The following is a 25,403-nucleotide window of genomic DNA, read 5'->3' as shown; positions in this document are numbered from 1 at the left end:
CGCTGCCTCAGCTCTTCAGCGGAAATTGCGGTGCGACCTCGCGGTAGGCGGGCGGCAACACGACCTTGATATCGCCGCCGAGCACCTGTGTCAGCAGCGGCTGCGCGCCGGTGTTCTGACCGTTGACGAAATGCGTCGGCCCGTACGGCATCATGTGATCTTTAAACGTGCTCGATGCAAGCGCCGCATTGATTGCCGCGCGATCGGCCGATTTGGCGCGCTCGAGCGCATCGGCAAGCAGCATCGTCGCCGTGTACGTCATGAACACTTCGTACGAGAAAAATGCGCCCTTTGCCTCGACCCGTTTGCGCAATGGCCCGACTCGCTCATCCTTGGGATTGAACCAGTGATTGCAGTCGATGATCCCGTCGGCAATATCGGGAAACTCCTTCAGAAACTTGTAGCTCGACGCCGCGCCGCCAAGTACCGAATAGATTGCTTTCGGGCGCACCTTCTGCTGTTTCATCGCTCGCAGCAGCAGCGCGTACTCGTTGTAATAGTTTGCCGGGATCACGATATCCGGATTGACCGCGCGCATGCGCAACACGATATTGTTGAAGTCACGTGTCGGATTCGGATGCTTGATGACTTCCTTGATCTCGAAGCCGTACTTCGGAAGTTCGCTGCTGAGCAGCGCGGCGGTGCCCGCCCCGAATAGCGACTCTTCGTGCACGATCATGACCGTTTTGGCCGGCTTGCCGGCTCCGGTATTCAGTGCGTCGAGGTTCTCCACCGCGCGTGCGCTGCACATCCGATAGCCCGGGCCAAAGCGAAACGTGTTGGTCAAGCCGCGTTCCACGATCTGATCCGCCACGCCCACGTCCACGACATGCGGCAAGCCGTATTTGGCAGCGGTTTGCGTGGTCGCGAGACAGATTGCCGATGCGTATGCGCCGACAATCGCCGAGACACCTGCCTCGTTCATCTTCTCCACTTCGGCCGCACCGGCTTCTGGACGCGACTGCGCATCGCCCAGCACCGGCTCGATCAACGCACCGCCCTGCGACCTGATTCCGCCAGCGTTGTTGATGTCTTCAATAGCCAGCAGTGCGCCGAGACGACATTGCTGCCCCGAATAAGCCAACGCTCCCGTGACAGGATGCAGCACGCCGACCTTGATGCTCTTGCCGCTCGCCGCGCGAGCGACCCAGGGTGCGGCAACCAGTGCTGCTGCGGCGGTGGACTGGCGCAGAAATGTGCGACGCGAACTCATGCGATCTCCGTTGGATAGCGTTAGTTGAATGTGGCAGACAGTTCTTCGCTGACCCAGACCTTTGCATCGATGTCGCCGATTCGCGAGAGCTGTAGCTGATATTGATAACGATCGGGCCTGTAAAGGCCTTGCAACAGTTGTACGGGTCGCTCGTCGGTGTCGCGCACCAGACGGGTGACCGCGAGCAGTGCCGAGCCGACAGCGATGTCCAGATGGCGCGCCACCACAGCGTCGGCCAGGCGCGCGGAAATAGTTTGTGTCGCGCCGCCAAGTTGCACGCCCGCTTCCTCGAGCAGCATCAGCAAGGGCTTGCGCTTGAGGTCGCGGCTTTTGATTTCCGCCACGGCTTTCGGCACGTGCGTGGTGATGAACGAGACAGGCCCCGCCGACGTGCTGCGCACCCGCACGCTCTTATAGACGGCGTCGCCCACCGCCAGGTGCAGCGCCTCGGCGATTGCCTCCGAGGCGAGCACCACTGTGCTGTCGAGCACTTCGACCGTGGTCCGAAGGCCCATATTCACGATGTTCTCGAGCAGGCCGGTCAGATGCGCTTTCTGGCGCGAAACCGGCGCGCCTTTCGAATCGCCCTGCTTCTTTCCTGCGGCAGCGCGCAGCGGCCATGTGCCGACGCCCGGTCTCCGCGTGACCAGCCCGTCCGCGACGAGCATCTCCATTGCCTTGCGTATCGTGATGCGTGCGACTGAGAACTGTTCGGCGAGAAGATGTTCGCCGGGCATGCCTTCGTCGTCGAAGCGGCCCTCCTGAAGTTGCTCGCGCAACACCAGATAGATTTGGTGATATTTCGGCAGTGGCAGCGTCGTTTCCATGGAGGTCAACTCTAGAAGTGTCGTAATGTCCGGTCAATAGAACAAACTGGAAAATAAACATTGTTCTACATCGTAAGCGCCGATGAGGCGCAAGCCGTCAGTAAGTGGTTCGCAAGATTGGCTTCCGTCGTCAACTCTGCGCTGTGACGGATCGAAAACATGCACGCAACCGGTCGCATAACGGGCACGGCATGACCCATGGAACAAGCACCCTGTGAGCTTGTTCCATCGGGAAAACACCGAAAAGTCCGTGCATCGCAGACGATTCAACATTCTGCGCAGCAATAGGACATTCTGCGCATCAAATGTTCCATTGACAAGACAAAATAGGCTGCTTAATTTTCGTCGCAAATGAGAGCCGCGGCGGTTCCGATCGCTACCCGTCGACTGTGAAGAGCGCCAGCACTGCGGTTGGAATGCGTATGCACGCGCTACTTTCAGCCATCGACAGTCGAGCGATCACACCGGTAATTCATCGATTCCATTTGCTTAGGATGCCTTCTTTGCAGTTAGCCTCGCGGCCGGCGAATCATGACCGTGAAACATGCTCTTGGTTTCGCACTAAGGGACCCACGTCAACGAACAATTCTGGAAACAGGATGAAAAAATCAATTTGTATCGCCGGAGTCATCGGAGCACTTGGAGCATATTGCGCAGCCGCCCAGGCGCAGAGCAGTGTCACCCTTTACGGTATCGTCGATGAAGGCCTGACGTTCAATAACAACTCGCGTGGTGCACACCAGTACAGCCTCGTGAGTGGTGAAATTCAGGCAAGCCGGTGGGGTTTGAAAGGCGTCGAAGATCTTGGCAGCGGCATGAAAGCGCTATTCGTCCTCGAAAGCGGCATGGATCTCAGCAGCGGGAAGCTCGGCCAGGGTGGGCTGCTGTTCGGGCGCCAGCTGTACGTCGGCCTGGGCACACGGTATGGCACGGTGACACTTGGACGTCAGTACGATTCCGTGGTCGACTATGTCGGTCTGTTCGAAGTCGGCGATCAATGGGGCGGCTTCTATACCGCGCATCCGGGCGACCTCGACAATATCAACAACTCGAACCGCGTCAACAACGCGATCAAGTACACGAGCAACAACTATGGCGGTTTCACATTCGGCGGCGTGTATAGCCTCGGCGGTGTAGCAGGAAATGTCACCCAGAACCAGATCTGGTCGCTTGGCGGCTCGTACTACAACGGCCCGCTCGGACTCGGCGTCGGCTACCTGAACATCCGCAATCCGAATACCTCGTTCTACGGCACCAGCGCACTCGCGAATACAACGGGCTCCGCGCCGCTCGCGTCACTGAACAACATCGCGTCGCCAGTGTTTTCCGGCTTTGCCAATGCGCGCACCCAGGAGGTATATGCCGCGGGCGCCGCGTACACCTATGGCGCCGCTACGTTTGGCGGCACTTATTCGAATACGCGCTTCGACGATCTGAACGGCGGCGGATCGGGTCCGAATCCATTCGGCAATCGCGGCACCGCGATGTTCAACAACGTCGAAGCCAACTTCAAGTATCAGATAACGCCAGCCTTCCTGGTCGGCGTGGCCTATGACTACACGAAAGGCAGTTCGGTAAGCGGCAGGGACGGTGCGACCTATCATCAGGCACAAGCAGGCGCGGACTACTTCCTCTCGAAACGCACGGATGTGTACTTCGTCGGGATCTATCAGAAAGCGTCCGGTACGGATTCGACGGGCAGCAGCGCGGTTGCTGCAATCAATGGCGTCACGCCGTCGAACGACAACCATCAGCTCGTGCTGCGGGTGGGGATGCGTCACAAGTTCTGATGTGAAGCGGCGACGTATGTCGCCGCACTGAGGAACGCCAGCCGATCGTAGTTTGTGATTCCGTCCGGCAGACGGCGCCCTACTTCCGATTCTTCTCCTTGAGCCGCGCCCGATGCGCGGCCACTTTCGCCCGATTCCCGCACACAGCCATGCTGCACCACCTGCGCGCATGGCCTCGCGTGTGATCGGCGAACAGCAGCGTGCATGCAGGGCCCTCGCATGCTTTCACCTGCGTGAAGTCCTCTTCGCAAACGAGTTTCGCCAGCGCCTCGGCGATCGGCATCAGCAAAGACTCCGCGGACTCCCAGCGCCGCACCGTGCGAAACGAAAACGCGGCGGGCGCGTCCGCGCCATTTGCGACGATCTCGCCATGCTGTTCGTCGCGCGCGAGTAACGTGTTCAATGGTTCGAGTTCGCGCAAATCGCTCGTTGCGAGCGGATGTCCTTTCCTCTTTTTCACATAGCCGCGAAACCACTCGCGCAGTTCACGCGCCTTAGCCGCGATCGCGTCGAGCTCGGCGGGCGCCGTGCGTGCGCGGATTGCCGCGAGCGCGTCGGGCGGCGCCATGCCGGCCTGGTCGAGCCAGCGGAGTAGACCTTCGCCGTCGCTGATCCAGTCGACGGGCACGTCGACGGGCGTGGCAATCGAATTCAGGAAATCGAGCCCCGGCGCGTCGGCCAAAAACATGGCCGGTATTTGGCGGTAGTCCATCGCTATGACGAATGTAAGGTGACGATAACTCCATCGTAACCACTAAAAAAGCGCTTGACAAGTTACATCGCCAATTCGTAACCTATAAAACATCGATTGAACGGTTACGCGGAAAGCGCGATCCTGAAGCAAGACTCGACCACAGGCCGCGTTGACACGATCGAGCGAAATGTATCTTTACGGAGAGAATGCCATGTCCACGATTGCCCATCGCCACGCCGACGTTGACGGTTTCAACGTGTTCTATCGGGAAGCGGGCCGCGCCGGCGCGCCCAAGCTGCTACTGCTGCACGGCTTTCCCAGTTCCAGCCATATGTTCCGCGACCTGATTCCGCTGCTCGCCGGGCGGTTTCATATCGTCGCGCCGGATTTGCCGGGCTTCGGCCAGTCGGACATGCCGGACCGGGACCAATTCGCGTACACGTTCGACAATCTCGCCAACGTGATCGACCGGTTCACGGAAGTGATCGGCTTCGACCGCTACGCCGTCTATGTTTTCGATTACGGTGCGCCGACGGGTTTCCGGCTCGCGCTGAAGCACCCGGAGCGCATCACGGGGATCATTTCGCAGAATGGCAATGCGTATGTGGAAGGACTGAGCGAAGGCTGGAATCCGATTCAGGCGTACTGGAAGGACCCGAGTCAGGCGAACCGCGACGCGCTGCGCGCGCTGCTGACCCGCGACACGACCATCTGGCAATACACGCACGGCGTAAGCGACACGACGCAGGTTTCGCCCGACGGTTATTCGCTCGACGACTACTACATGAACCGTCCCGGCGCGCACGAGATCCAGCTCGATCTGTTCGGCGATTATCAAAGCAACGTCGCGCTGTATCCGGCGTTCCAGCAGTACCTCCGCACCCATCAGCCGCCGTTCCTCGCGGTGTGGGGCAAGCACGATCCGTTCTTCCTGCCGCCCGGCGCCGAAGCGTTCAAGCGCGATTTGCCGAACGCGGACGTACGTTTCTTCGACACGGGCCACTTCGCGCTCGAAACGCACGCAGCCGACATCGCCGCCGCCATCACCGGCTTCCTCACCCGCTGAAACCGATGGGCGAACGGCTGGTTCGCCCGCTTACCGCGATCCCCCTTAGGAGAACCCTCATGCGTGCAATCGTGCTCGAAAAGTTCGGTGGTATCGACAGCCTCGTATATACGGAGCTGCCGGAGCCCGAACCGCTGGAAGGTCACGTCGTCATCGAAATCAAGGCGTTCGGCATCAACCACGCCGAAATGCATATGCGGCGCGGCGAATGGGCCGAAGCGGCGAAGGTGAGCGGAATCGAATGCGTGGGCATCGTGAAGTCGTGTCCGGGCGGCGAGTTTCCCGTCGGCGCAAAAGTCGCGGCGCTGATGGGCGGCCTCGGCCGCACGATCGACGGCAGCTATGCGGAGTACACGCGCGCACCCGTTTCGAATGTTGCGCTAATCGAATCGGATCTGCCGTGGGCTGAGCTTGCGGCGATTCCCGAAACCTATGCGACGGCGTGGACATGCCTGTTCCGCAACCTCGAAGTGACGGCGGGGCAAACGGTGGTGATTCGCGGCGCGACCTCTTCGTTCGGACAGGCGGCCGTGAATCTCGCTGTGAATGCGGGCGCGAAGGTGATCGCGACGACGCGCAGTCCGGCCCGCTTCGACATGCTCAAAGCACTCGGCGCCGAACGCGTCGAACTGGAAGGCCCCGATCTGTCGAAGCGTATCGCTGAGGCGAAGCAGATCGACGCCGTGCTGGACCTGGTCGGCAACAGCGTGATTCTCGATTCGCTCGCGATGCTGCGCCGTGGCGGTCGCGCGTGTCTCGCCGGGTGGCTTGGCGGTCTTGCGCCGATCGCGGATTTCAATCCGCTGCTGCAAATGTCGAGCGGCGTGTACCTGACGTTCTTCGGCAGCTTCGTGTTCGGTACGCCGGGCTTTCCATTGTCCGATGTGCCGCTGCAGACCATCGCGGCCGATGTCGCTGCCGGGCGCCTCAAGGCGAAGCCCTCGCGCGTGTTCCCGTTCGATCAGATTCACGAAGCGCACCGTGTCATGGAAGCGAATGAAGCGGGCGGCAAGATGGTCGTCGTCCACTAAAAGCTGTTGCGCTACCCAACGAGGAGAAGAGACATGTCAAGCAAAGTAGCGATTGTCACGGGCGCGAGCCAGGGCATCGGCCGATCGACGGCAATCCGGTTGGCGAAGGACTTCGGCGCGCTCGTGCTGGTCGCGCGCAACCGCGAGAACCTGGACGAAACGGCGCAGGCCGTGACCGATGCGGGCGCGAAGGCGCTCGCCATCGACATCGACCTGTCGCTGCCGAATGCCGCGCAGGAAGTCGTCGATAAGGCGCTGGCGACGTTCGGCCGGATCGACGCGTTGCTCAACATTGCAGGCGCGGTGCCGCAAATCGACGTGTTCGACATGACCGACGAACAGTGGGAGCACGGCCTTGCATTGAAGCTGCATGGCGCGCGGCGTCTGACGATTGCCGCGTGGCCCGCATTGAAGGCGGCGTCGGGGTCGGTCGTGCTGATGTCGGGGAATTCCGCGCTTTTTCCGAAGGCGCCGTATGCGGCCGTCGGCACGATCAACGCGGCCATCGTCGCGTTGGCGAAGGCGTTCTCGGATCGCGGCATCGAAGACGGCGTGCAGGTCAACAGCGTGTTGCCCGGCCCGGTGATGACGGGGCGTCGCCAGTCGTATCTGGAGCACTGGGCGCCGCTGCACAACATGAGCGTCGAAGAAGCGACGGCGAAGTTCCCGAAGGAAGCGGGCATTGCGCGGTACGGCGAGCCCGAGGAAATCGCCGGGTTGATGGCGTTTATCGTGTCGCCCGGCGCGCGCTGGATGACGGGTTCGTCGCTGCGCATGGACGGCGGAGAAGTGAAATCGATCTGATGCTGCGGCCGGCACGCGGTGGTCTCGCGTGCGTGCCTTTGGTCAAGATGCCTGCAAGAGCATCCATAAGCCCCTAACCACGACGATAGCGCCTGTCGCTCGGGCAATGCGATCGGGAAACGGCGCGAGACGTTCGGCTGTGATCGCCAGCGTCACGCATGCCATCGCGCGCAGGTCCATCGTGCCGTTGACGAGCAGCACCGCCGTCAGTCCGGCGCAGCACAAGATGCAATGCACGCCGAGACGCATGCCGCCCGTCCACGCTTTGCTTGCGCTGTGCGTCGCGGTCAGCATGCGGCCGCACGCCAGATAACGCGACTTCCATCTGCTGAACTGCAGGATGCCGGCTAGCGGCACGACGCAGGCCGCCGCGATGGGAACCGCGCGCGCCATCGACGGCACGCGCAACGCGAGCGACATCAGCGCGACGCCCAGCACGAACACGATCACGCCGAGAACAGCCCACACCGAAAAATAGCCCACGCCCGCCAGCGCAGTCATCCTGCTCGCGCGCATCGAGCCCCCTTCGCCCATGGCTTCGTGATAGCGCCACAACACCGGCGCGAGCGACGGCAACATCATCGCGACCATCATCACCATCCACATGCCGACGAACGTCGCGGCGACGCGAGGCCATTTCTGCCCGCACATCGGCGCCCATGTCATCGACATCGACCAGCCGCCCGGCATCGGCAGTTCGCTCATCGTCTGCATCGACACGCATCCGGCGACCGTCAGCGCCGCCGCAGCCACGAAGACGAGCGCCGCAACGCCGAAGAAGGCGCGCCGCGACGCTCGCGGATTTGCCACGGCCTTCAAGGTGCCCATTCGCACGAAACGCCCGCGAAGTCCACGCCGCACCTCAACGCCGTTCGTACTCGTCGTGGCGCCGCCACCAGATGCCCTTCTCGTTGCGCCCTTTCGGCGCGCGGTCCAGCCACTGGTACATGCCCCACAATCCGTCCACACCGCGCGCATAGGACGAATACGCGTGATACACCACGCCGTCCTCGCGCACGAAGGTACTGATGCCCGGCCGGTCGCGCGAATACGTGGGCACGTCGGTGCCGCAACTGGCCGCGAACCGCACGACGGGTTCCGGCGCGGGCGTCATATCCATTGCATGGCCCGCCCGTTCGAAGTTGTACTCGATGTCGCCCTCGCGCTGCTGCGCTTCCGTAAACGACACGCTGAAATCGAAGTTGAAATCGCTGCCGTCCGTGGAGGCCCACGGAAACTTCCATCCCATCCGCTGCTTGTACGACTGCAACTTCGCGAGCGGCGCGCGCGACACGGCCATCAGCGTCACATCGTGATTCGCGAGATGCACGGCGACGCCGTCGAAGCCATCCGCAATCGCCGAGCAAGACGGACAACCTGCCGTGTAATCAGGGCCGAACATGAAGTGATAGACGATCAGTTGCGAGCGTCCTCTGAAGAGTTCCGGCAACGTCGCGCTGCCTTCTTCCGTTTCGAAACGGTACGGCTTGTCGATCTTCACCCACGGCAGCGCCTCACGCTGCCGCGCAAGTTCGTCGCTGCGCCGCGTCAATGCCTTCTCCGCTTCCAGCAATTCGAGGCGTGCTTTCAGCCATGCGTCGCGTGTGGCGACCGTATGCTTGCTCATCTTTCGTCCCTCCGTTGGGTGTCCGCTGCGTGATGCCGATGAAACTGATGTGGATGAAACGTGTCGTGCTAGATTAGTGCGGGACATCCAATGGACGGGAGTGACAAGTGTGGCGTGATTCAGATGGACGCAACCCTCGCAGCCGCCGCGCGCTCGCTCGCCGCGGGTAATCCCCTCGGTGCGCTGAACCGCGTCGCGTTGCGCGACGACGCGCCCGCCCTCGCGCTGCGCGGCATCGCGATGGCGCAGCTGGGCGACCTCGTGCGTGCGAAGTCGCTGATTCGCAGCGCGGCGCGCGCCTTCGGTCCGAGGGACGCCGTTGCCCGCGCGCGATGCATCGTTGCCGAAGCGGAGATTGCGCTCGCGTCCCGCGATCTCGGCTGGCCCGCGAAATCACTCGAAGCCGCCCGCCAGACGCTCGAAGCGCATGACGACACGCTCAACGCCGCGCACGCGCGCAATCTTCAGGTCCGCCGCCTGCTGCTGGTCGGACATCTCGACGAGGCCGAGCGGCTGCTCGACGGTCTCGATTCCGCGCCGTTTCCGCCTGCATCGAGCGCCGCGCACGAGCTGATCGTCGCGGGCATCGCGATGCGCCGTCTGCGCACGAAGACCGCGCGCGCGGCGCTGGCGAGAGCGGAACGTGCCGCGCGCCATGCCGGCATTCCCGGTCTCGCCGCGGAAGTGGAAAGTGCCGCGCGTCTGCTCGATACGCCCGCAGCGCGTCTGATCGCAGGCGGCGACGAGCGGCTTTTGCTGCTCGAAGAAGTCGAAGCGCTGATGGCGTCGAAAGCGCTCGTCATCGACGCCTGCCGTTATGCCGTGCGCGACGCGGACCACGCCGTGCCGCTGGCGACGCGCCCCGTGCTGTTCACGCTTGCGCGAACGCTGGCCGAAGCCTGGCCCGGCGACGTGCCGCGCGACACGTTGATCGAACGCGCATTCCGCATGAAGCATGCGGACGAATCGCATCGCGCGCGCCTGCGTGTCGAGATAGGACGGCTGCGCACGATGCTCGGCGCGCTCGCCGATATCGATGCAACGAAGCGCGGCTTTGCGCTCACGCCGCGCCGCGCGTCCGAAGTCGTCGTGCTGGCGCGGCCCGTCGAAGAGGAACACGCGTCGTTGCTGGCCTTGCTGGCGGACGGCGAATCCTGGTCCAGTTCCGCGCTCGCGCTCGCACTCGGCGCCAGTCAGCGAACCGTGCAGCGCGCGCTCGATACGCTCGCGTCGACGGGCAAGGTGCAGTCGTTCGGTCAGGGTCGCGCGCGCCGCTGGACCATGCCGCCCATGCCGGGTTTCGCGACAGCCTTGTTACTCCCCGCCGCGCTGCCCATCGATTAGCATCTAAGGCTCGACACTTCACCGACGAGGACGCAAGCATGAAACGCTCACCTGCTGAAATCGTGCGTGAATATGGACCTTTTCCGGGCATCGACAACGTGCATGGCGTCACCTACGACGGCCAGCATGTGTGGTTCGCATCGGGCGAAGCGGTCAACGCGCTGGACCCTTCGAGCGGGAAAACGGTGCGTTCGATCGGGGTTCCCGCGACAGCAGGCACGGCGTTCGACGGACAGCACCTGTACCAGATCGCCGGCGACCAGATCCGCAAGGTGGACCCGCAGACGGGCGCCGTGCTCGCGACGCTTCCGGCACCCGCCGGCAGCAACTCAGGGCTTGCGTGGGCGGAAGGCGCGTTGTGGGTCGGGCAGTATCAGGAGCGCAAGATCCATCAGCTCGATCCAGCAACGGGCGCGATACTTCGCACCATCGAATCGAACCGTTTCGTGACGGGCGTGACGTGGGTGGACGGCGAACTGTGGCACGGCACGTGGGAAGGCGATCAGAGCGATTTGCGGCACGTCGATCCGCGCACGGGTGAAGTGCTGGAGATGCTCGATATGCCGGAAGGGGTCCGGGTGTCGGGCGTCGAATCGGATGGAGCCGAGCAGTTCTTTTGCGGCGGCGGCAACAGCGGAACATTGCGTGCCGTGCGCAGGCCGAAGCGGAATACGAAGAGCACGGATGCACAAGCGCCCGTTGACGCGATCAGCGACTGACACAGATTCCAGGAAAGCCCATCGTCGACAGCGCTATACTTGCGCGCTTTTACCGCCGACGCTGGCATCAAGGAATACTCATGAGCACGCTACCCCCTTGTCCGCAATGCAATTCCGGATTCACGTACGAAGACGGGGGCGTGTACATCTGCCCGGAATGTGCGCATGAATGGTCGACGCAGTCGGCCATGCCGCCCGAAACAGCCGCAAAGGTCTATCGCGATTCAGCCGGAAACGTCTTGCAGGACGGCGATACCGTGACTGTCATCAAGGACCTGAAGCTGAAAGGCTCGGCAGGCGTGATCAAGATGGGCACCAAGGTGAAAAACATCCGGCTGGTGGACAGCGACCACGATATCGATTGCAAGATCGATGGCTTCGGCGCCATGAGTCTGAAATCGGAATTCGTCAGAAAGGTGTGAGCGGCAAACTGCCGCCAGCCTTCGGCACGGCTCACTCCGTGCGCCGATGCTCCACCGCGAACTTGATCAATTCGGCCTGCCCTTCTATCTCGAGCTTGCGCTTGAGATTCAGCCGATGCGTTTCGACGGTACGCACCGATAGACCATTGCGTTGCGCGATCTGCTTGCTCGACAAGCCTTCGGCGAGTTGGTCGAGAATATCGCGCTCGCGCGGCGTCAAACGTTCGATCGGATCGCGCATCGCCGACGCGTGTATCAGCCGCGCGCTGAGCCCTTCGCTGAAGTAGGTCTTGCCGTCGAGCACGGCGCCGATCGCGCGGATGATCTCCGCGCCCGGCGAATCCTTCAGCACGTAGCCGCTCGCGCCCGCGCGCACGGCCTGGGTCACGTATTCGACGTTGTCGTGCATCGACAGCATCAGCACGCGGATGCCCGGATAGCGCTCATGAAACAGCGCGGCGAGCGCAATGCCGTTCATCCCTCGCATGCCCACGTCCATCAACACGAGGTCTGGCTCGTGCGCGGCCGCGAGCGCCAGCGCTTCGTCGGCGTTACCCGCTTCGCCGACCACGGCGAAACCCGGCACGGTATCGAGCCGTGCGCGCAAGCCGTCGCGCACGAGGGGATGATCGTCGACGAGGATGAGGCGCGCCGCGCCCGCTGGACTGTTCATGAAGGGTCTGCCTGCATTTCGATGTGAAGCGCTTGCTGCGCGAACAGCGGCGCAGTCGCCGTGACGAGGGTATGGCCCGGCCGCGACACCAGCTGCAATTCGCCGTTCAGCGCCTCCAGCCGCTCGCGCATGTTGCGCAAGCCGACGCCCGCGCTCGGGTCGGCCTGCACCCGTTCGACGTCGAAGCCACGTCCATCGTCGCTGATCGACAGCGTGACGCGGCGCGCGCTGACTTCCAGCGCGACGGCGGCCTGCGTCGCCTGCGCGTGCCGGAAGATGTTCGTCAGCGCTTCCTGCGCGATGCGGAACAGCGCCGTCTTCACCGTGTCGGGCAGTTGCGCGGCGTGATCGTGCACGATCTGCGTAAAGCCGATCGACAGATGGCTTTGCGTGCTCAGTTCGCGCGTCAGTTGTTCGAGCGCTGCCGCCAGCCCGAGATCGTCGAGCATCGAAGGACGCAGTGCATGCGAGATGCGGCGCACTTCGCGCAGCGCGTCGCCGAGCCGCCCGATGCCTGTGGACAGCGCGGCTTCCGCCGGCTGCACGCGCGGCTCGGTCAGCTCGAAACGCGCGAGGGCAGACTCCAGCAGCAGCTTGACGGAAACGAGCATCTGGCTGATGCCGTCATGCAGTTCGCGCGACAGCCGCGCCCGTTCGTTTTCCTGCGATTCGACCACCTGCTGCGCGAGCCGCTTGAGCTTCGCGTCGGCGCTGCGGTATTCGCTGACGTTCAGCACCAGCGCGCACACGGCGATCACGCACAGCCCCGCCAGCGCGATTGCGCCGATCCATAGCATGGTGTGCTCAATGTCGGACGACGCGCGTTGGTCGATGCGCGCAAGCGTGGTATCGACGTCGTCGAGATAGATGCCCGTGCCGAGCATCCAGCCCCAGCGCGGCAGCGGCACGACATAGCCGAGCTTCGGCGCGAGCTTGCCGGTGGACGGACGATGCCACACATAGCGCACATAGCCGCCGCCCTCGGCGGCCGCCGCGATGAGTTGCTGGATGGTCAGCGAGCCGGCGGGATCGCGCAAGGTCCACAGATCGCGTCCGACGAGATCCGGCTCGCGCGGATGCATCAGCGAGCGGCCGTGCATGTCGTAGACGAAGAAGTAGCCGTCCTGGCCGAAGTCCATTTTTTCGAGCATCGCGAGCGCACGGTGGCGCAGGAGCGCGTCGTCGCGGGCGTTGACGCCCGCTTCGTCATAGAGCGGCCTGATCGCGCTGGTGGCGAGATCGACGTAATGACGAAGCTCGATTTCCTTGCTCGCCATGTACGCCGATTGCGTCGTATCGTGCTGCGCGCTCGCAAGCGCGGTGGCCTGATGGCGCACCCCGAGCGCAATGCCCGCGATCGCGGCCAGAAACGGCACGAGGGCGAGCAGAAAGATCTTTGCCTTGAGTTTCATCTGCGGAAAGCCAGTCGGACTGCCTACGTAATTCTACGTAGCGCGCTTACGTAGTTGTGCGCTTGTGGCGCACACGACGAAGACGAATACTACACGCCCAAGAGCATGGCACATCTTCGACCATGCGCGGCGCGACCTCGACGCGCTGCATTGGGCCTCGCCGGCGAGCGCTGACGGGCATGCAAACAAAATTATGGAGACTCCCATGAATCGGGCATCCAGTATTCTGATCTGGACAGCGGTTGCGCTTCTCGGCGCCTTCGCGTTCGGCACCATCGCGCTTGCGCACGGCGAGAAGATCAGCGCCCTCTGGGTCGTGATCGCCGCCGTCTGCGTCTATCTGATCGCTTATCGCTTCTACAGCCGCTTCATTGCGAATCATGTGCTGCAACTCGACGGCCAGCGCATGACGCCTGCCGTGCGGCACAACGACGGTCTCGACTACGTGCCGACCAACAAGTACGTGCTGTTCGGCCATCACTTCGCGGCGATCGCGGGCGCAGGTCCGTTGGTCGGCCCGGTGCTCGCCGCGCAGATGGGCTACGTGCCCGGCATGCTGTGGATTCTCGCGGGCGTCGTGTTCGCGGGCGCCGTGCAGGACTTCATCGTGCTGTTCATCTCGACGCGGCGCGACGGGCGTTCGCTCGGCGATCTCGTGAAGATGGAGCTGGGCACCGTGCCCGGCGTGATCGCGCTGTTCGGCGCGTTCCTCATCATGGTGATCATCCTTGCCGTGCTCGCTCTGATCGTCGTGAAGGCGCTGACCAATTCGCCGTGGGGCACGTTCACCGTCGCCGCGACGATCCCCATTGCGCTGTTCATGGGCGTCTACACGCGCTTCATCCGGCCGGGCCGCATTGGCGAAGTGTCGGTGATCGGCTTCGTGCTGCTGATGGCATCGATCGTGTTCGGTCAGAGCGTGCACGACAATCCCGCGCTCGCCGCGTGGTTCACGTTCAGCGGCACGCAGCTCACGTGGATTCTGATCGGCTACGGTTTTGTCGCATCGGTGTTGCCGGTGTGGCTGCTGCTTGCGCCGCGCGACTATCTGTCGACGTTCCTGAAGATCGGCACGATTCTCGGCCTCGCGATCGGCATTCTCGTTGTCGCGCCGGAACTCAAGATGCCCGCGCTGACGAAGTTCGTCGACGGCACGGGCCCCGTGTGGTCGGGCAATCTGTTCCCGTTCCTGTTCATCACGATTGCTTGCGGCGCGGTGTCGGGCTTCCACGCGCTGATCTCGTCGGGCACGACGCCGAAGCTGCTCGACAATGAGAAGAACGCGCGCTTCATCGGTTATGGCGCGATGCTGATGGAATCGTTCGTTGCCGTGATGGCGCTGGTGGCGGCTGCCGTGATCGAGCCGGGCATCTATTTCGCGATGAATGCGCCTGCTGCCGTGCTCGGCACGACACCCGACGCGGTTGCGCAGACGGTATCGCAATGGGGCTTCATGCTGACGCCGGAGATGCTGACGCAAACCGCGCAGGCCGTCGGCGAAACGACGATTGTCGCGCGTGCGGGCGGCGCACCGACGCTTGCTGTGGGGATGGCGCAGATTCTCCATCAGGTGATTGGCGGCCAGGCGATGATGGCGTTCTGGTATCACTTCGCGATTCTTTTCGAAGCGCTCTTCATCTTGACGGCCGTCGATGCAGGTACGCGTGCGGGGCGCTTCATGCTGCAGGATCTGCTGGGCACGTTCCACCCTGCTCTCAAGCGTACGGAATCGCTGCCGGCGAATCTGATCGCGACGGCGCTGTGTGTTGCCGCTTGGGGATACTTCCTGTATCAGGGCGTGGTCGATCCGCTTGGCGGCATCAATACGCTGTGGCCGCTGTTCGGCATTTCGAACCAGATGCTGGCGGGGATTGCGCTGGTGCTCGGCACGGTGGTGCTGTTCAAGATGAAGCGCGAGCGTTTTGCGTGGGTAACGCTCGTGCCGACCGTCTGGTTGCTGGTCTGTACGATGACGGCTGGCTGGCAGAAGATTTTCGACGCGAATCCGAAGGTTGGATTTCTTGCGCACGCGGCGAAGCTTGGTGCATCTGCCGATGCGGGCAAGATCGTGGCGCCCGCCAAGTCGATCGAGCAGATGCATCGGATCATGTTCAATGATTATGTCGATGCTGCGCTGGCGGGGTTGTTTATTTTCGTGGTCGTGAGTGTGGTGTTTTATGGCGTGCTGGCGGTGGTTCGTGCGCGACGCGCGGATCGGCCTACGGTGCGGGAGACGCCGTTCGAGATTCTGCCCTCCGGGCAGCGTGCAAGCGGTACGCAGTAAACGGAGCGCGTTATGTTCTCTGGACTTCGGGATGATGTGCTTAACGCCGGGCGATATCTGGGGCAGGCCATGAGGTTGATGGTCGGGATGCCGGATTATGCGACTTACGTCGCGCATATGGGTGCTGCGCATCCTGATCGCCCGGTTATGTCGTATGAGGAGTTTTTTCGCGAGCGGCAGGCGGCGAGGTATGCTGGGGGCGCTGGGAAGTGTTGTTGAGGTGGTTGGCGTTTTTTTTGTCTGCGACGCTGGGGGGTGGGCTTGGGTTTTGCGCTGGCATCCGCGTTTCGTTAGCGCGCTTCATGCCTCTTCGTTCGGTGTGCTCGGCCTTTGCGCTGGCATCCGCGTTACGTTAGCGCGCTTCACGCGTCGCCCCTGTGCGGGGCGGCACCTACTTTTCTTTGCCGCCGCAAAGAAAAGTAGGCAAAAGAAAGCGGCTCACACCGCCAGCGCTAATACTTGCCTGAGGGCCCCCACAGGTTCTTACGCTTCACACGGCAATCACGTGACCCACGTTCGTTGCCAACGTTCTGAATGAGCGCCTCACCCGCTTCACACACCCGTATTTCAGCATGCCGCGCAAGACAGTCCACCGCCGCCCAGGTGGCAAACTGTGTGTAGGCTTTCGCGCCATACGCGCACCACTCCGGACCGATAGCGCACGCATCCCACCTTGTAAGAGCGCCAAGCCATACGACGCGACAACCTACACACAGTTTGCCACCTGGGCGGCGGATACCATTCGCTGCCGCTGGCTCATGTACGGGTGTTTGAAGTGGGTGAGGCGTTCATTCGAAGCGTTGGCAACGGGCACTACCCAGGGCACGGGCGTGTGAAGTGTGGGGCCGTTGGGGGCCCGTGGATAAGAACACGGGCTGGCGGTGTGAGCCGCTTTCTTTTGCCTACTTTTCTTTGCGGCGGCAAAGAAAAGTAGGTGCCGCCCCGCACAGGGGCGACGCCTGAAGCTAGATAACGTAACGCGGATGCCAGCGCAAAGCCCATTCGCGGATGCCAGGCGCAAAGCCAATTCGCGGATGCCAGCGCAAAGGCAAACGCCCAAACGCGAATACCAGCGCAAACCCAAATCACCCCTCCCAGCGTCGCAGACAAAAACCCCTTCAAACCACAACTTTCGCCGAACGCCCCCGCCTGGCCGTCGCAGACGACAACCCCCCGACCAATTCAAAATACTCCTCCTCAAGAAACGGCTCCGCATGCTCAAGCAAAAACCGCCTGAACATGACACAAGTCGGCGACAACTGCTTGGAAGCCAGATGCACGATCTGCCACGTACGCTCAACGGGCGTCCCGTTCACATCGAGCAACGCAATCTCCCCCGTCCGCAATTCAAGCCCAAGCGTATGCAATGAAATCAGGCTCACCCCCATCCCGGCCATCACAGCCTGCTTGATAGTCTCATTGCTCCCAAGCGTCACACACCGCGAAGGTGTAAAAAGATGCTGCCGAAACGTATGCTCGGCCACCGCCCGCGTCCCCGACCCCGGCTCACGCAACAAAAACGTATCCCCCGCCAGTTCCTGTAAATCAAACCGCCGCGCATCGCGCAAAGGATGCGTAACCGGCGCAATGATCACATGCGGATGATAAGCAAGCGGCTCAGCCGTCGTCCCCAACTCAGGCGGCGGCCTGCCCATGATCGCGAGATCCGTCGCGTTGTCCTGCAAGAGCCGCAACAACGTCTCGCGATTGCCGACAGAAAAATGCACATCCACCTTCGGATACTGCTTCGAATACCGCGCGAGCAGTTTGGGCGCGAAGTAAGTCGCCGAACTCACGATGCTGACCGTGATCGACCCGCTATCCGCCTGCGCCAGCGAAATCATCGTGTCTTCCGCGTCCTTGATCTCGCCGAGAATCCGACTCGCGTGATGCGACAGACGCTCGCCCGCTTCCGTCAGACTGAGGCGCCGCGCGATCCGCTCGAACAGCGGCATGCCGATAGCTTCCTCCAGTTGCCGAATCTGCATCGATACGGCCGGCTGCGTCAGATGCAGTTCTTCCGCCGCACGCGCAAAACTCGGCAGCCGGCTCGCGATCACGAAAATCTGCAGTTGCCTGAGCGTCAGCGAGCGGATCAGGTTCATGTGGCAATGTCCATGGGCGTGACAAGGGGCGGCAGGCGCCCGCCGCCACGCAGCGATATCGACCGGTTCAGCGGCTCGCGCGCGGTCCGGCAGGCGGTGCCGCAGGCGACGTCGGCGTGCCGTGCGCAGGCGGCGACAGCTTGCGCAGCGAGCCTTCGTAGCTCAACGACTCCGTCTTCAACGGATGCGCGAAATCGTCGTTGTCGCCGGGTACATCGGTACGCAGCAAGAACACGCCGCCCGGCACGCCGTCGGCGAGCACGAACGTGTAACGCTTGCTCGTGAACTTCGGAAAGCGCTGCGCGTTCGGATCGTGCAGATACGGCTGGATCACGATCTTGCGCGCCTTCACAGGCTTGCCGTCGACCTGTATGGTGGCGTCCGTAATGGCCGGCGACGCCGCGAGCGCCAGCCGCACGCGCTGCTGGAAATAGCGCCGCTGGCCGCCCGTCGCCTGCTCCATCCCCGCGATATCGCGCTCGAGAAAATACAGGATCACCGGGTTGCAGGGCAGGTTGTCCGGCAACTGCACCTTGCCGCTCGCATCGCTGACGGTGGCGTCGCCGTTCGCATTGCCCGCACTCGCGACGAGCACGCGGACCCTGTCCGTCTGCTTCTCAGGCGGCGCGGAAACGACAAGCGAATAGTCGAGCTCGGTCTGCGACGCGACACCCTGCAAATGCGGCGTGAGAAACAGCAGTTTCTCGGCGGGCGCGATGGGCGTGGCGGGTGCGCCAGGTGCGCTCGGGCCGCTCGCTGCGCTGGCGGCATCGGCTGCGCGCGCCGCGTGCGGCGAGTTCAGCCACAGCACGAGCGCCGCCACCGCGGCCACGCGACGCATCGCGAACGCACGCGTGCCAAGCCGTGCGTCCGCTGCCGAAGCGCCCGTCATTTCGGCGCATCCGACGCAACGGGCGCGCTCGCGAGCGGCAAGAGCGGCACTTCATAGCTGGCGAGAATCTTGTCGATCGTGTCCTGATGGGTTGCGATCCACTGGTCGATCTTGTCGTGCCACGCCTTCTCGCCGTAGCGCACGCCCATCGAGATTTCATAATCGAAACGGATGCCCGGCTGCGGCGGGAACGGCACGAGCTTCACGCGATCGCTGGCCTGCTTCGCGAAGTAGCCCGCAATCGGTCCCCAGACGAACACCACGTCGACATTGCCCTGCGCCAGATCGTGCTGGATCATCTCGCCCGGAAACGCATTCGGGTCGCCGCTTTGCGCGCGATACGACACGGCCTGGTCGATCAGGTTGTTGTTCAGCAGCCAGTCGACGGCGGGTGTCTGCGAGAAAATGCCGAGCTTCAGCTTTTTCAGCTGATCGGGCGGCAGCTTCAACAGATCGGCGGGTGCGTTGATGTTCGCGAACTCGGGGCGCTTGATGAACACCATCGCGTAAGTGGAATGCAGCCACGGTCGCGTCGTCGACGTCATGTCGTAACCATGCGGCACGCCGATGATCAGGTCGCATTTGAACTGATCGCTGTTGTCCACCTTGTCGCGCAACGTATGGCGCACGAAGCCCATGCGCTGCGGGAAGTACGTGTATTCGAGCTTGTAGCCGAAATCTTTGGCCATCGCGGCCGCGATCTTGTTCTCGAAGCCCTCGCCCTTGTCGTTCGACAGCGGCATGTTGTTCGGATCGGCGCACACCCGCAGCACCTTGTCCGCGCCGTCGTTGTTCGGCAGATTCGGCGCAGGTGCGCCTTGCGCCCGGGCTGACGGCCCGCCGGCGCATGCCCAGCACAGCGCCAGCATCGCACACACGGCATGGACGGCGGAACTTCTGCGATCGGTCATCGAGGTCTCCCGGGTTGGCGTCATGCGACTGGCGGCGCGATGCGATGCATGGCATCGCGGCACGTCATGCTCATCGCTCGACTTTATCGTCACTTCGCATCGATCGCCTGCAGATCGCCGGGCTTGATCGAGCCGTCGGAGCGGCCCTTCAGGTAGGCGAAGAGGTTCTCCCAGTTCTTCTGCATCATCTGACTCGAACTGAAATCGGGCATGCCTTTGTCGACACGTCCGCCGAACACCGTGCGATGAAACTCGTTCTTGTCGAGCGTCTTGAACGCATCGATCAGCGACGGACCGACAAGGCCTTCCTGCTTCGCGCCGTGGCAGCGTTCGCAGGCGAGCGCGCGCCAGGTTTTCCATCCCATCAGCGTATCGCTGTCGACCTTGTTGCCGTCGACCACCTTATACGCAACCTTCTGGGCCTGGGGAGGCGCGTCAGACGATTGTCCCCAGCTATTGCTCATGACAACAGGTAAAGCGCTCAACGCCAGTAACGCGCCTGCAAGCGACAGCACAACACGGCCTTTCATGCGTTCGTCTCCCTAATCATTTCGTTTGAAGCTGCTGTTCATGCACAACCGGACCGCCATGCGGCGCATCGCATCTGCAACGTGCCGCACGCCACTTCTGTTCGGAGCCGAAGACCGCGTACGGGCGTCTCCGGCTACGTCACTGCTGCTGCGAAACGGCTGTTGAAAACCGCTGCAACGCTCAGGCCGTATCAGCCGTTCCCGCCCGGAATGGCGAAGATAAACAGCGTGCCGCCGAGCGCGGTGTACTTCGCCAGCTCGCGATAGCCGCCCACGGCGCCGAGGCCTTCCGTCGACTTCTGCAGGCCGGCCGCCATGCCGATGCCCGCCCAGCCGCCGATGCCCGAATACACGCCGACGAACTGCTTGCCCTGATACTGATACGTAAAGACGTTGCCGATGATCCCCGACGGCGTCTTGAACTTCCACAGTTCCTTGCCGTCCTTGATCCGCACTGCCTTGATGTAGCCTTCCAGCGTGCCGTAGAAGACGATGCCGCCTGCCGTCGCCAGCGCGCCCGACCACACCGAGAAACGTTCCGGCTTGGACCAGACGATCTTGCCCTTCGAAGCATCCCACGCGATGAAGTTACCCATCGCGCCCTTCTCGTTCGGACCGGGAAACATCGACAGCGTCGCGCCCACATACGGCTGGCCGGACACGTAGTCGACATCGAACGGCTCGTAGTCCATGCAGACGTGGTTGGTCGGCACGAGGAACAGGTTCGACGATGGATCGAACGCGGCCGGCTGTTGATCCTTCGAGCCCAACGCCGCCGGGCAGATGCCCTTGACGTTGTGATCGGGACCGGCTTTCTGCGTCGAGTACGAGGCGTTGCGAATCGGCAGGCCGCTCTTCAGATCGACGCTGTCCGCCCAGTTCACGGCCGGGTCGTACTTCTGCGCGACCAGCAGTTCGCCCGTCTCGCGGTTCAGCGTATAGCCGAAGCCGTTGCGGTCGAAGTGAACGATGGCAGGCGTCTTCTTGCCGTTGATCGAAATGTCGGAGAGGATCATTTCGTTGACGCCGTCATAGTCCCATTCGTCGTGCGGCGTCATCTGATAGACCCACTTCGCCTTGCCCGTATTCAGGTCGCGCGCGAAGATCGACATCGACCACTTGTTGTCGCCGGGACGCTGCGTCGGGTTCCACGTGCCCGGATTGCCCGTGCCGTAGTAGACAAGGTTCAGCTTCGGGTCCCACGCATACCAGCCCCACGTGGTGCCGCCGCCGAGCTTCCACTGATCGCCCTTCCAGCTCTTGATCGACGAATCCGCGCCGACGGGCTGCATCTTGCCGTCTGCCCAGGTCATCGTCTGTTGCGGGTCGAGCAGCATCTCGTTGTCGGGCCCGGTGCTATAGGCCTTCCACGCTTCCTTGCCCGTCTTGATGTCGTACGCGATCAGACGGCCGCGCACGCCGAACTCGCCGCCGGAGATGCCCGTCAGCACCTTGTCGCCGAATACGTGCGGCGCATTGGTGTTGGTTTCACCCGCTTTCGGATCGCCGTTCTGCGCGCTCCAGACCACTTCGCCCGTCTTCGCGTTGAGCGCGACGAGCTTGGTGTCGGCCTGTTGCAGGAAGATCTTGCCGTCACCGTAGGCGAGCCCGCGGTTCACGGTATCGCAGCACATCACGGAGATCACCGATGCGTCCTGCTTCGGCTCGTATTGCCAGATGAAGGTCTGGTCCTTCAGGTTGATTGCGATGACCTTGTTGGGAAACGGCGAGTGGATATACATCGTGTCGCCGATCACGAGAGGCGAACCTTCGTGACCACGCAACACGCCCGTCGACATCGTCCAGGCGACCTGCAGTTTGCCGACGTTACTTTCGTTGATCTGCTTGAGCGTGCTGTACCGGTGATTGGAATAATCACCTGCTTGCGCCGCCCAGTTAGATGGGTTCTTGATTAGCGAGTCCAGCTGCGGATCGGCATAAGCCAGGAACGAGTTCAGCGCCGTCGCAACCAACACCGCCAGTCCGAGAACCAGGGTGCGTACGTTCATGTCTCCTCCAGATGGGTGATACTGGTTGAATCCGTCCAGTTACCGATGACACGCTACCGGGTCGCTCCAGCCGCGCCGCTGGATGCAGGTAACGTCTTTGCTGCGCCGGATCCATTGCCCGGCCCATGCGTATGACGGCGGATCGCATATTCCATGCCGGTCGCTACAGCACGCGCTGACACGCCGCTGCGCGGCGCCGCGGCGTCAACATGTTCCGCTTCGCCGCGTGCGGCGGGACATTCTGTGTCAGATACGCAAACCATCGGACCGCGCCCGGTGCGCGCACGCAGTCAGGCGGCATTCGGGCTTTGCAAAGCACGCAGGGGCACTAAGCTCTTCATATCAGCAACCATTCGACACCAGCGGAGGTCCGTCATGGCACAAAGCGAACACGTGTATTCCGACGAGGAAATCCAGAAGAAGCTCGAAGGCCCATTGCAGCACTGGTATCTCGAAGAGGGCTGGCTGCGGCGCAAGTACCGCACGGAAAGCTGGAAAGGCACGCTGATGGTGGTCAACACCGTCGGCCATCTTGCCGAAGCGGCGTGGCATCACCCGGATCTGACGGTCTCGTATGCGTTCGTCGTCGTGAAGCTGAAGACGCATTCCGCCAAGGGCATCACCGACAAGGACTTCGCGCTCGCGCGCAAGATCGAAGAAGTGATCGGGTGGCAGCCGGGCAAGGAAGGCGGCCCGCTGGAAGGCACGCCTGCCGACGATCAGCGCTTCCGCTACATCAAGTACGACGCGCCAAAGAGCTGACGCCGTTCGCGCGAAGGCCCGGGCCTCGACCGCGCGGCGAGATTGGCTGGTCGCGCGCCGGGTCGCGCGTGGTACGGCTCTTGCCTGACTCCGGAACCGCGCCGCTGCGGCGGCTCCGCGCGGGCTTGTGCCGTTTTATCCGTGCGGCTCGATTGCGCCGCCACACGCCCATACGACTCGACAAGGAAGCTCTCGCATGCGGATGTCATCCGAACGCACGTCGACACTGCCTGCCATCTCGGCGATCACCGTTGAGGCGCCCGGCCGGCTCCACATGGGCTTTCTCGATCCCGGCGGATCGCTTGGACGCGCGTTCGGCAGCGTCGGCGTGGTCATCGAAGGATGCGGCACGCGCGTCACCGCGCGGCCCGCCGACGACGCGCAGATCGAAGGCGCCACCACGGCAGAGCAACGCGAGCGCATCGAGCGCTATCTTGCGCTGCTGCGCGACGCCTATGGCGGGCCGCCCGTTTCCGTCCAGCTCGAACAGGCAGCGCGCGCGCATTGCGGCATCGGCTCGGGCACCCAGCTCGCGCTCGCGGTCGGCACCGCGTATGCGCGGCTTGTGGGGATGTCGGCGACGACGGCGGAACTCGCGCAACGCCTCGGACGCGGCGCGCGCTCCGGCATCGGCGTGCTCGGTTTCGATCATGGCGGGTTGCTCGTCGACGGCGGGCCGGGACGTACCATAGCGGGCACCGCAACGCGCGCCGCCTTGCCGCCGCTGCTCGCGCGCCAGCCATTTCCCGACGACTGGCGCATCGTGCTGATCGACGACACCACGCGCGAAGGCCTGCACGGCGACGACGAAAAGCGCGGCCTCGCCGCCCTGCCGCCCTTCCCGCAGACACTCGCCGCACACGTCTGCCATCAGCTGCTGATGCGCGTGCTGCCCGGCATGGCGCAAGGCGACTTCGACGCGTTCGCCGCCGGCGTCAGCGAAGTTCAGCAATCCATCGGCGAATACTTCGCGCCCGTGCAAGGCGGCGTCTATTCCAGCCCCGCCGTCGCGGCGGCCTTGCAGGCCATCGCGGCGAACCAGACAGCGGGTGTCGGGCAGAGCTCGTGGGGCCCGACGGGCTTCGCATTCGTACAGAGCTCGCGCCACGCCGACGACGCGCTCGCGGCAGCCCGAGCGGCGACGCGCGAACACCCCGGCATCGTGTGCTCGGTGACGCGCGGCCGCAACTGCGGCGCGCGCTTCTATGCCGTCCAGCAGCCGCGCTTCGGCGCCAACGCCCAATGAGCCGGATGCCCGCAATCCGCCGACCGATCGAACGCAACCGTACTCGACACCGGTCGCGCAAGCCCCGCTTTTGACTACGAACGAGCCGACGCCATGTCACAAACCACTGAAAGGCCCTACATCCTGCACATGTTCACGCCGACGCCGCAGATGAGCCCGTTCGACGTCAACATGGCCGCCGACGCCGGTTATCAGATCGTCGTGCCGTATTGCGACGTCGACGTGCGCAACGTCGTCCAACTGACCCAGGACGCGATCTTTTCGCGCGGGCCGAAAGGCGTGTCGCGCACGGGCATTTTTATCGGCGGGCGCGATGTGATGCTCGCCGCCGACATGCTCGACCGCGCGCGCGAAGCCATGGTGCCGCCGTTCGAAGTCTCCGTGTTCGCCGACCCGAGCGGCGCATATACGACGTCCGGGGCGCTCGTCGCGTTGGTCGAGTGTCACCTGAAGGCGCAACACGGCGAAGATCTGAAGGACAAGCACGTGCTGATACTCGGCGGCACGGGCGCCGTGGGCCGCATCACGGCCGCCATCGCGGCGACGCTCGGCGCGCATGTGACCATCGCGAGCCATTCCGACGCCGCGCGCGCCGAACGCGCGAGCCATGACGTCGACGAGCGGTTCGGCATCAAGACCTCGGGCGCCGGCACGGGCACGCCGCAGACGCTGCATGCCGCGCTCGCGCGCGCGGACATCGTGTTCGCGACGGCGGCGGCGGGCATCCAGGTGATGAGCGCCGCCGATCTCGCGCAGGCGCCGCGCCTGCTGATCGCGGCCGACGTCAACGCCGTGCCGCCGGAAGGCATCGCGGGCGTCAACGTGATGGACGACGGCAAGCCGCTGGCAGGCGCCGCGCGGCCCGATGCAATCGGCATCGGCGCGCTGGCAATCGGCAATGTGAAGTATCAGGTCGAGCATCGCCTGTTCACGCGGATGCGCACGGCGGGCAAGCCTGCGTATTTCGGCTTCACGGAAGCGTTCGACGAAGCGCGCGCGGTCGTCGCCGAGCGCAACTAGCACGCGGCCGGACGAACGAAAC

The 25,403-nt window shown here is 63.2% G+C and carries 24 protein-coding genes; 12 read left to right on the top strand and 12 right to left on the bottom strand.

The features are described from left to right. Positions 1–7: 7 nt before the first annotated feature. Positions 8–1,213, bottom strand: coding sequence for an ABC transporter substrate-binding protein (locus C2L66_RS32945; protein WP_054932003.1), 1,206 nt, complete (start codon positions 1,211–1,213; stop codon positions 8–10). Between the two features lie 20 nt (positions 1,214–1,233). Continuing rightward, on the bottom strand, positions 1,234–2,040 hold the full coding sequence (locus tag C2L66_RS32940) for a GntR family transcriptional regulator (RefSeq protein WP_060607718.1): 807 nt from the start codon (positions 2,038–2,040) through the stop codon (positions 1,234–1,236). A gap of 599 nt (positions 2,041–2,639) precedes the next feature. On the opposite strand from C2L66_RS32940, the gene C2L66_RS32935 reads away from it, so the two are divergent. After that, complete coding sequence (locus C2L66_RS32935) at positions 2,640–3,830, top strand: porin (RefSeq protein ID WP_054932001.1); 1,191 nt, start codon at positions 2,640–2,642, stop codon at positions 3,828–3,830. Between the two features lie 79 nt (positions 3,831–3,909). On the opposite strand, the gene C2L66_RS32930 is transcribed toward C2L66_RS32935, so the two are convergent. Then, on the bottom strand, positions 3,910–4,542 hold the full coding sequence (locus C2L66_RS32930; RefSeq protein ID WP_060607715.1) for a CGNR zinc finger domain-containing protein: 633 nt from the start codon (positions 4,540–4,542) through the stop codon (positions 3,910–3,912). A gap of 193 nt (positions 4,543–4,735) precedes the next feature. On the opposite strand from C2L66_RS32930, the gene C2L66_RS32925 reads away from it, so the two are divergent. Genes C2L66_RS32925 through C2L66_RS32915 form a run of 3 tightly spaced genes read left to right on the top strand, consistent with a single transcriptional unit; the run spans position 4,736 to position 7,425 of the window. Further along, the gene (locus tag C2L66_RS32925) at positions 4,736–5,590 is read left to right on the top strand and encodes an alpha/beta fold hydrolase (RefSeq protein WP_060607711.1); all 855 of its coding nucleotides are present in this window, start codon (positions 4,736–4,738) and stop codon (positions 5,588–5,590) included. A 59-nt stretch (positions 5,591–5,649) separates the two neighbouring features. Continuing rightward, on the top strand, positions 5,650–6,621 hold the full coding sequence (locus C2L66_RS32920; protein ID WP_054931998.1) for a zinc-binding alcohol dehydrogenase family protein: 972 nt from the start codon (positions 5,650–5,652) through the stop codon (positions 6,619–6,621). Between the two features lie 33 nt (positions 6,622–6,654). Next, positions 6,655–7,425: an SDR family oxidoreductase gene (locus tag C2L66_RS32915; RefSeq protein WP_060607707.1), complete on the top strand. Its 771-nt coding sequence runs from the start codon at positions 6,655–6,657 to the stop codon at positions 7,423–7,425. Positions 7,426–7,467: 42 nt separating this feature from the next. On the opposite strand, the gene C2L66_RS32910 is transcribed toward C2L66_RS32915, so the two are convergent. Together C2L66_RS32910 and C2L66_RS32905 are read right to left on the bottom strand one after the other, a co-directional pair. Continuing rightward, positions 7,468–8,253, bottom strand: coding sequence for a DUF2182 domain-containing protein (locus C2L66_RS32910; protein WP_060607705.1), 786 nt, complete (start codon positions 8,251–8,253; stop codon positions 7,468–7,470). A 34-nt stretch (positions 8,254–8,287) separates the two neighbouring features. Then, positions 8,288–9,052: a DUF899 domain-containing protein gene (locus C2L66_RS32905; protein WP_060607702.1), complete on the bottom strand. Its 765-nt coding sequence runs from the start codon at positions 9,050–9,052 to the stop codon at positions 8,288–8,290. 123 nt (positions 9,053–9,175) lie between these two features. On the opposite strand from C2L66_RS32905, the gene C2L66_RS32900 reads away from it, so the two are divergent. The 3 genes from C2L66_RS32900 (at position 9,176) to C2L66_RS32890 (ending at position 11,537) form a co-directional block, all read left to right on the top strand. After that, on the top strand, positions 9,176–10,396 hold the full coding sequence (locus C2L66_RS32900; RefSeq protein ID WP_060607699.1) for a hypothetical protein: 1,221 nt from the start codon (positions 9,176–9,178) through the stop codon (positions 10,394–10,396). Between the two features lie 38 nt (positions 10,397–10,434). Continuing rightward, positions 10,435–11,115, top strand: coding sequence for a Vgb family protein (locus C2L66_RS32895; protein ID WP_054931993.1), 681 nt, complete (start codon positions 10,435–10,437; stop codon positions 11,113–11,115). Positions 11,116–11,195: 80 nt separating this feature from the next. Next, positions 11,196–11,537, top strand: a complete 342-nt coding sequence (locus C2L66_RS32890; protein ID WP_054931992.1) for a zinc ribbon domain-containing protein YjdM — start codon at positions 11,196–11,198, stop codon at positions 11,535–11,537. A 31-nt stretch (positions 11,538–11,568) separates the two neighbouring features. Here C2L66_RS32890 and C2L66_RS32885 read toward each other — a convergent pair whose 3' ends face one another. Further along, positions 11,569–12,210, bottom strand: a complete 642-nt coding sequence (locus C2L66_RS32885; protein ID WP_054931991.1) for a response regulator — start codon at positions 12,208–12,210, stop codon at positions 11,569–11,571. After that, the gene (locus C2L66_RS32880) at positions 12,207–13,622 is read right to left on the bottom strand and encodes a cache domain-containing protein (RefSeq protein ID WP_060607697.1); all 1,416 of its coding nucleotides are present in this window, start codon (positions 13,620–13,622) and stop codon (positions 12,207–12,209) included. Before C2L66_RS32880 ends, C2L66_RS32885 begins: the two co-directional genes overlap by 4 nt. A 205-nt stretch (positions 13,623–13,827) precedes the next feature. Between C2L66_RS32880 and C2L66_RS32875 the strand changes: the two genes are divergently transcribed. Then, positions 13,828–15,906, top strand: coding sequence for a carbon starvation CstA family protein (locus C2L66_RS32875; RefSeq protein ID WP_060607692.1), 2,079 nt, complete (start codon positions 13,828–13,830; stop codon positions 15,904–15,906). 12 nt (positions 15,907–15,918) lie between these two features. Next, positions 15,919–16,125, top strand: a complete 207-nt coding sequence (locus C2L66_RS32870; RefSeq protein WP_054931988.1) for a YbdD/YjiX family protein — start codon at positions 15,919–15,921, stop codon at positions 16,123–16,125. Between the two features lie 899 nt (positions 16,126–17,024). Here C2L66_RS32870 and C2L66_RS32865 read toward each other — a convergent pair. From C2L66_RS32865 to C2L66_RS32845, 5 genes are all read right to left on the bottom strand, one after another. Beyond that, on the bottom strand, positions 17,025–18,011 hold the full coding sequence (locus tag C2L66_RS32865; protein WP_060607689.1) for a LysR family transcriptional regulator: 987 nt from the start codon (positions 18,009–18,011) through the stop codon (positions 17,025–17,027). Between the two features lie 67 nt (positions 18,012–18,078). Continuing rightward, on the bottom strand, positions 18,079–18,903 hold the full coding sequence (locus C2L66_RS32860) for a hypothetical protein (RefSeq protein WP_060607686.1): 825 nt from the start codon (positions 18,901–18,903) through the stop codon (positions 18,079–18,081). After that, positions 18,900–19,814 carry a substrate-binding domain-containing protein gene (locus C2L66_RS32855; protein ID WP_054931985.1) on the bottom strand — a complete coding sequence of 305 codons (915 nt, stop codon included), beginning with the start codon at positions 19,812–19,814 and terminating at the stop codon, positions 18,900–18,902. The genes C2L66_RS32860 and C2L66_RS32855 overlap by 4 nt, the downstream gene beginning before the upstream one ends. A gap of 89 nt (positions 19,815–19,903) precedes the next feature. Continuing rightward, positions 19,904–20,344 carry a c-type cytochrome gene (locus C2L66_RS32850; RefSeq protein ID WP_060607681.1) on the bottom strand — a complete coding sequence of 147 codons (441 nt, stop codon included), beginning with the start codon at positions 20,342–20,344 and terminating at the stop codon, positions 19,904–19,906. 191 nt (positions 20,345–20,535) lie between these two features. Continuing rightward, positions 20,536–22,353, bottom strand: coding sequence for a methanol/ethanol family PQQ-dependent dehydrogenase (locus C2L66_RS32845; protein ID WP_054931983.1), 1,818 nt, complete (start codon positions 22,351–22,353; stop codon positions 20,536–20,538). 375 nt (positions 22,354–22,728) lie between these two features. On the opposite strand from C2L66_RS32845, the gene C2L66_RS32840 reads away from it, so the two are divergent. The 3 genes from C2L66_RS32840 to C2L66_RS32830 all read left to right on the top strand — a co-directional run bounded on the left by C2L66_RS32840 (position 22,729) and on the right by C2L66_RS32830 (position 25,381). Next, positions 22,729–23,115: a 4a-hydroxytetrahydrobiopterin dehydratase gene (locus C2L66_RS32840; protein WP_060607679.1), complete on the top strand. Its 387-nt coding sequence runs from the start codon at positions 22,729–22,731 to the stop codon at positions 23,113–23,115. A gap of 196 nt (positions 23,116–23,311) precedes the next feature. Next, on the top strand, positions 23,312–24,361 hold the full coding sequence (locus tag C2L66_RS32835) for a beta-ribofuranosylaminobenzene 5'-phosphate synthase family protein (RefSeq protein ID WP_060607676.1): 1,050 nt from the start codon (positions 23,312–23,314) through the stop codon (positions 24,359–24,361). Between the two features lie 93 nt (positions 24,362–24,454). Further along, positions 24,455–25,381: an NAD(P)-dependent methylenetetrahydromethanopterin dehydrogenase gene (locus tag C2L66_RS32830; protein WP_060607674.1), complete on the top strand. Its 927-nt coding sequence runs from the start codon at positions 24,455–24,457 to the stop codon at positions 25,379–25,381. Positions 25,382–25,403 lie beyond the last annotated feature (22 nt).

The sequence above is a fragment of the Paraburkholderia caribensis genome, from assembly GCF_002902945.1.
GTDB lineage: Bacteria > Pseudomonadota > Gammaproteobacteria > Burkholderiales > Burkholderiaceae > Paraburkholderia > Paraburkholderia caribensis.
Note: the sequence above shows the minus strand (reverse complement) of the source record. Positions and strands in the feature narration are given on the sequence as shown.

Excerpts from the sequence above, each read along its gene's own strand:
- C2L66_RS32945 (WP_054932003.1), bottom strand. The coding sequence starts at position 1,213 with ATGAGTTCGCGTCGCACATTTCTGCGCCAGTCCACCGCCGCAGCAGCA.
- C2L66_RS32940 (WP_060607718.1), bottom strand. The coding sequence starts at position 2,040 with ATGGAAACGACGCTGCCACTGCCGAAATATCACCAAATCTATCTGGTG.
- C2L66_RS32935 (WP_054932001.1), top strand. The coding sequence starts at position 2,640 with ATGAAAAAATCAATTTGTATCGCCGGAGTCATCGGAGCACTTGGAGCA.
- C2L66_RS32930 (WP_060607715.1), bottom strand. The coding sequence starts at position 4,542 with ATGGACTACCGCCAAATACCGGCCATGTTTTTGGCCGACGCGCCGGGG.
- C2L66_RS32925 (WP_060607711.1), top strand. The coding sequence starts at position 4,736 with ATGTCCACGATTGCCCATCGCCACGCCGACGTTGACGGTTTCAACGTG.
- C2L66_RS32920 (WP_054931998.1), top strand. The coding sequence starts at position 5,650 with ATGCGTGCAATCGTGCTCGAAAAGTTCGGTGGTATCGACAGCCTCGTA.
- C2L66_RS32915 (WP_060607707.1), top strand. The coding sequence starts at position 6,655 with ATGTCAAGCAAAGTAGCGATTGTCACGGGCGCGAGCCAGGGCATCGGC.
- C2L66_RS32910 (WP_060607705.1), bottom strand. The coding sequence starts at position 8,253 with ATGGGCACCTTGAAGGCCGTGGCAAATCCGCGAGCGTCGCGGCGCGCC.
- C2L66_RS32905 (WP_060607702.1), bottom strand. The coding sequence starts at position 9,052 with ATGAGCAAGCATACGGTCGCCACACGCGACGCATGGCTGAAAGCACGC.
- C2L66_RS32900 (WP_060607699.1), top strand. The coding sequence starts at position 9,176 with ATGGACGCAACCCTCGCAGCCGCCGCGCGCTCGCTCGCCGCGGGTAAT.
- C2L66_RS32895 (WP_054931993.1), top strand. The coding sequence starts at position 10,435 with ATGAAACGCTCACCTGCTGAAATCGTGCGTGAATATGGACCTTTTCCG.
- C2L66_RS32890 (WP_054931992.1), top strand. The coding sequence starts at position 11,196 with ATGAGCACGCTACCCCCTTGTCCGCAATGCAATTCCGGATTCACGTAC.
- C2L66_RS32885 (WP_054931991.1), bottom strand. The coding sequence starts at position 12,210 with ATGAACAGTCCAGCGGGCGCGGCGCGCCTCATCCTCGTCGACGATCAT.
- C2L66_RS32880 (WP_060607697.1), bottom strand. The coding sequence starts at position 13,622 with ATGAAACTCAAGGCAAAGATCTTTCTGCTCGCCCTCGTGCCGTTTCTG.
- C2L66_RS32875 (WP_060607692.1), top strand. The coding sequence starts at position 13,828 with ATGAATCGGGCATCCAGTATTCTGATCTGGACAGCGGTTGCGCTTCTC.
- C2L66_RS32870 (WP_054931988.1), top strand. The coding sequence starts at position 15,919 with ATGTTCTCTGGACTTCGGGATGATGTGCTTAACGCCGGGCGATATCTG.
- C2L66_RS32865 (WP_060607689.1), bottom strand. The coding sequence starts at position 18,011 with ATGAACCTGATCCGCTCGCTGACGCTCAGGCAACTGCAGATTTTCGTG.
- C2L66_RS32860 (WP_060607686.1), bottom strand. The coding sequence starts at position 18,903 with ATGACGGGCGCTTCGGCAGCGGACGCACGGCTTGGCACGCGTGCGTTC.
- C2L66_RS32855 (WP_054931985.1), bottom strand. The coding sequence starts at position 19,814 with ATGACCGATCGCAGAAGTTCCGCCGTCCATGCCGTGTGTGCGATGCTG.
- C2L66_RS32850 (WP_060607681.1), bottom strand. The coding sequence starts at position 20,344 with ATGAAAGGCCGTGTTGTGCTGTCGCTTGCAGGCGCGTTACTGGCGTTG.
- C2L66_RS32845 (WP_054931983.1), bottom strand. The coding sequence starts at position 22,353 with ATGAACGTACGCACCCTGGTTCTCGGACTGGCGGTGTTGGTTGCGACG.
- C2L66_RS32840 (WP_060607679.1), top strand. The coding sequence starts at position 22,729 with ATGGCACAAAGCGAACACGTGTATTCCGACGAGGAAATCCAGAAGAAG.
- C2L66_RS32835 (WP_060607676.1), top strand. The coding sequence starts at position 23,312 with ATGCGGATGTCATCCGAACGCACGTCGACACTGCCTGCCATCTCGGCG.
- C2L66_RS32830 (WP_060607674.1), top strand. The coding sequence starts at position 24,455 with ATGTCACAAACCACTGAAAGGCCCTACATCCTGCACATGTTCACGCCG.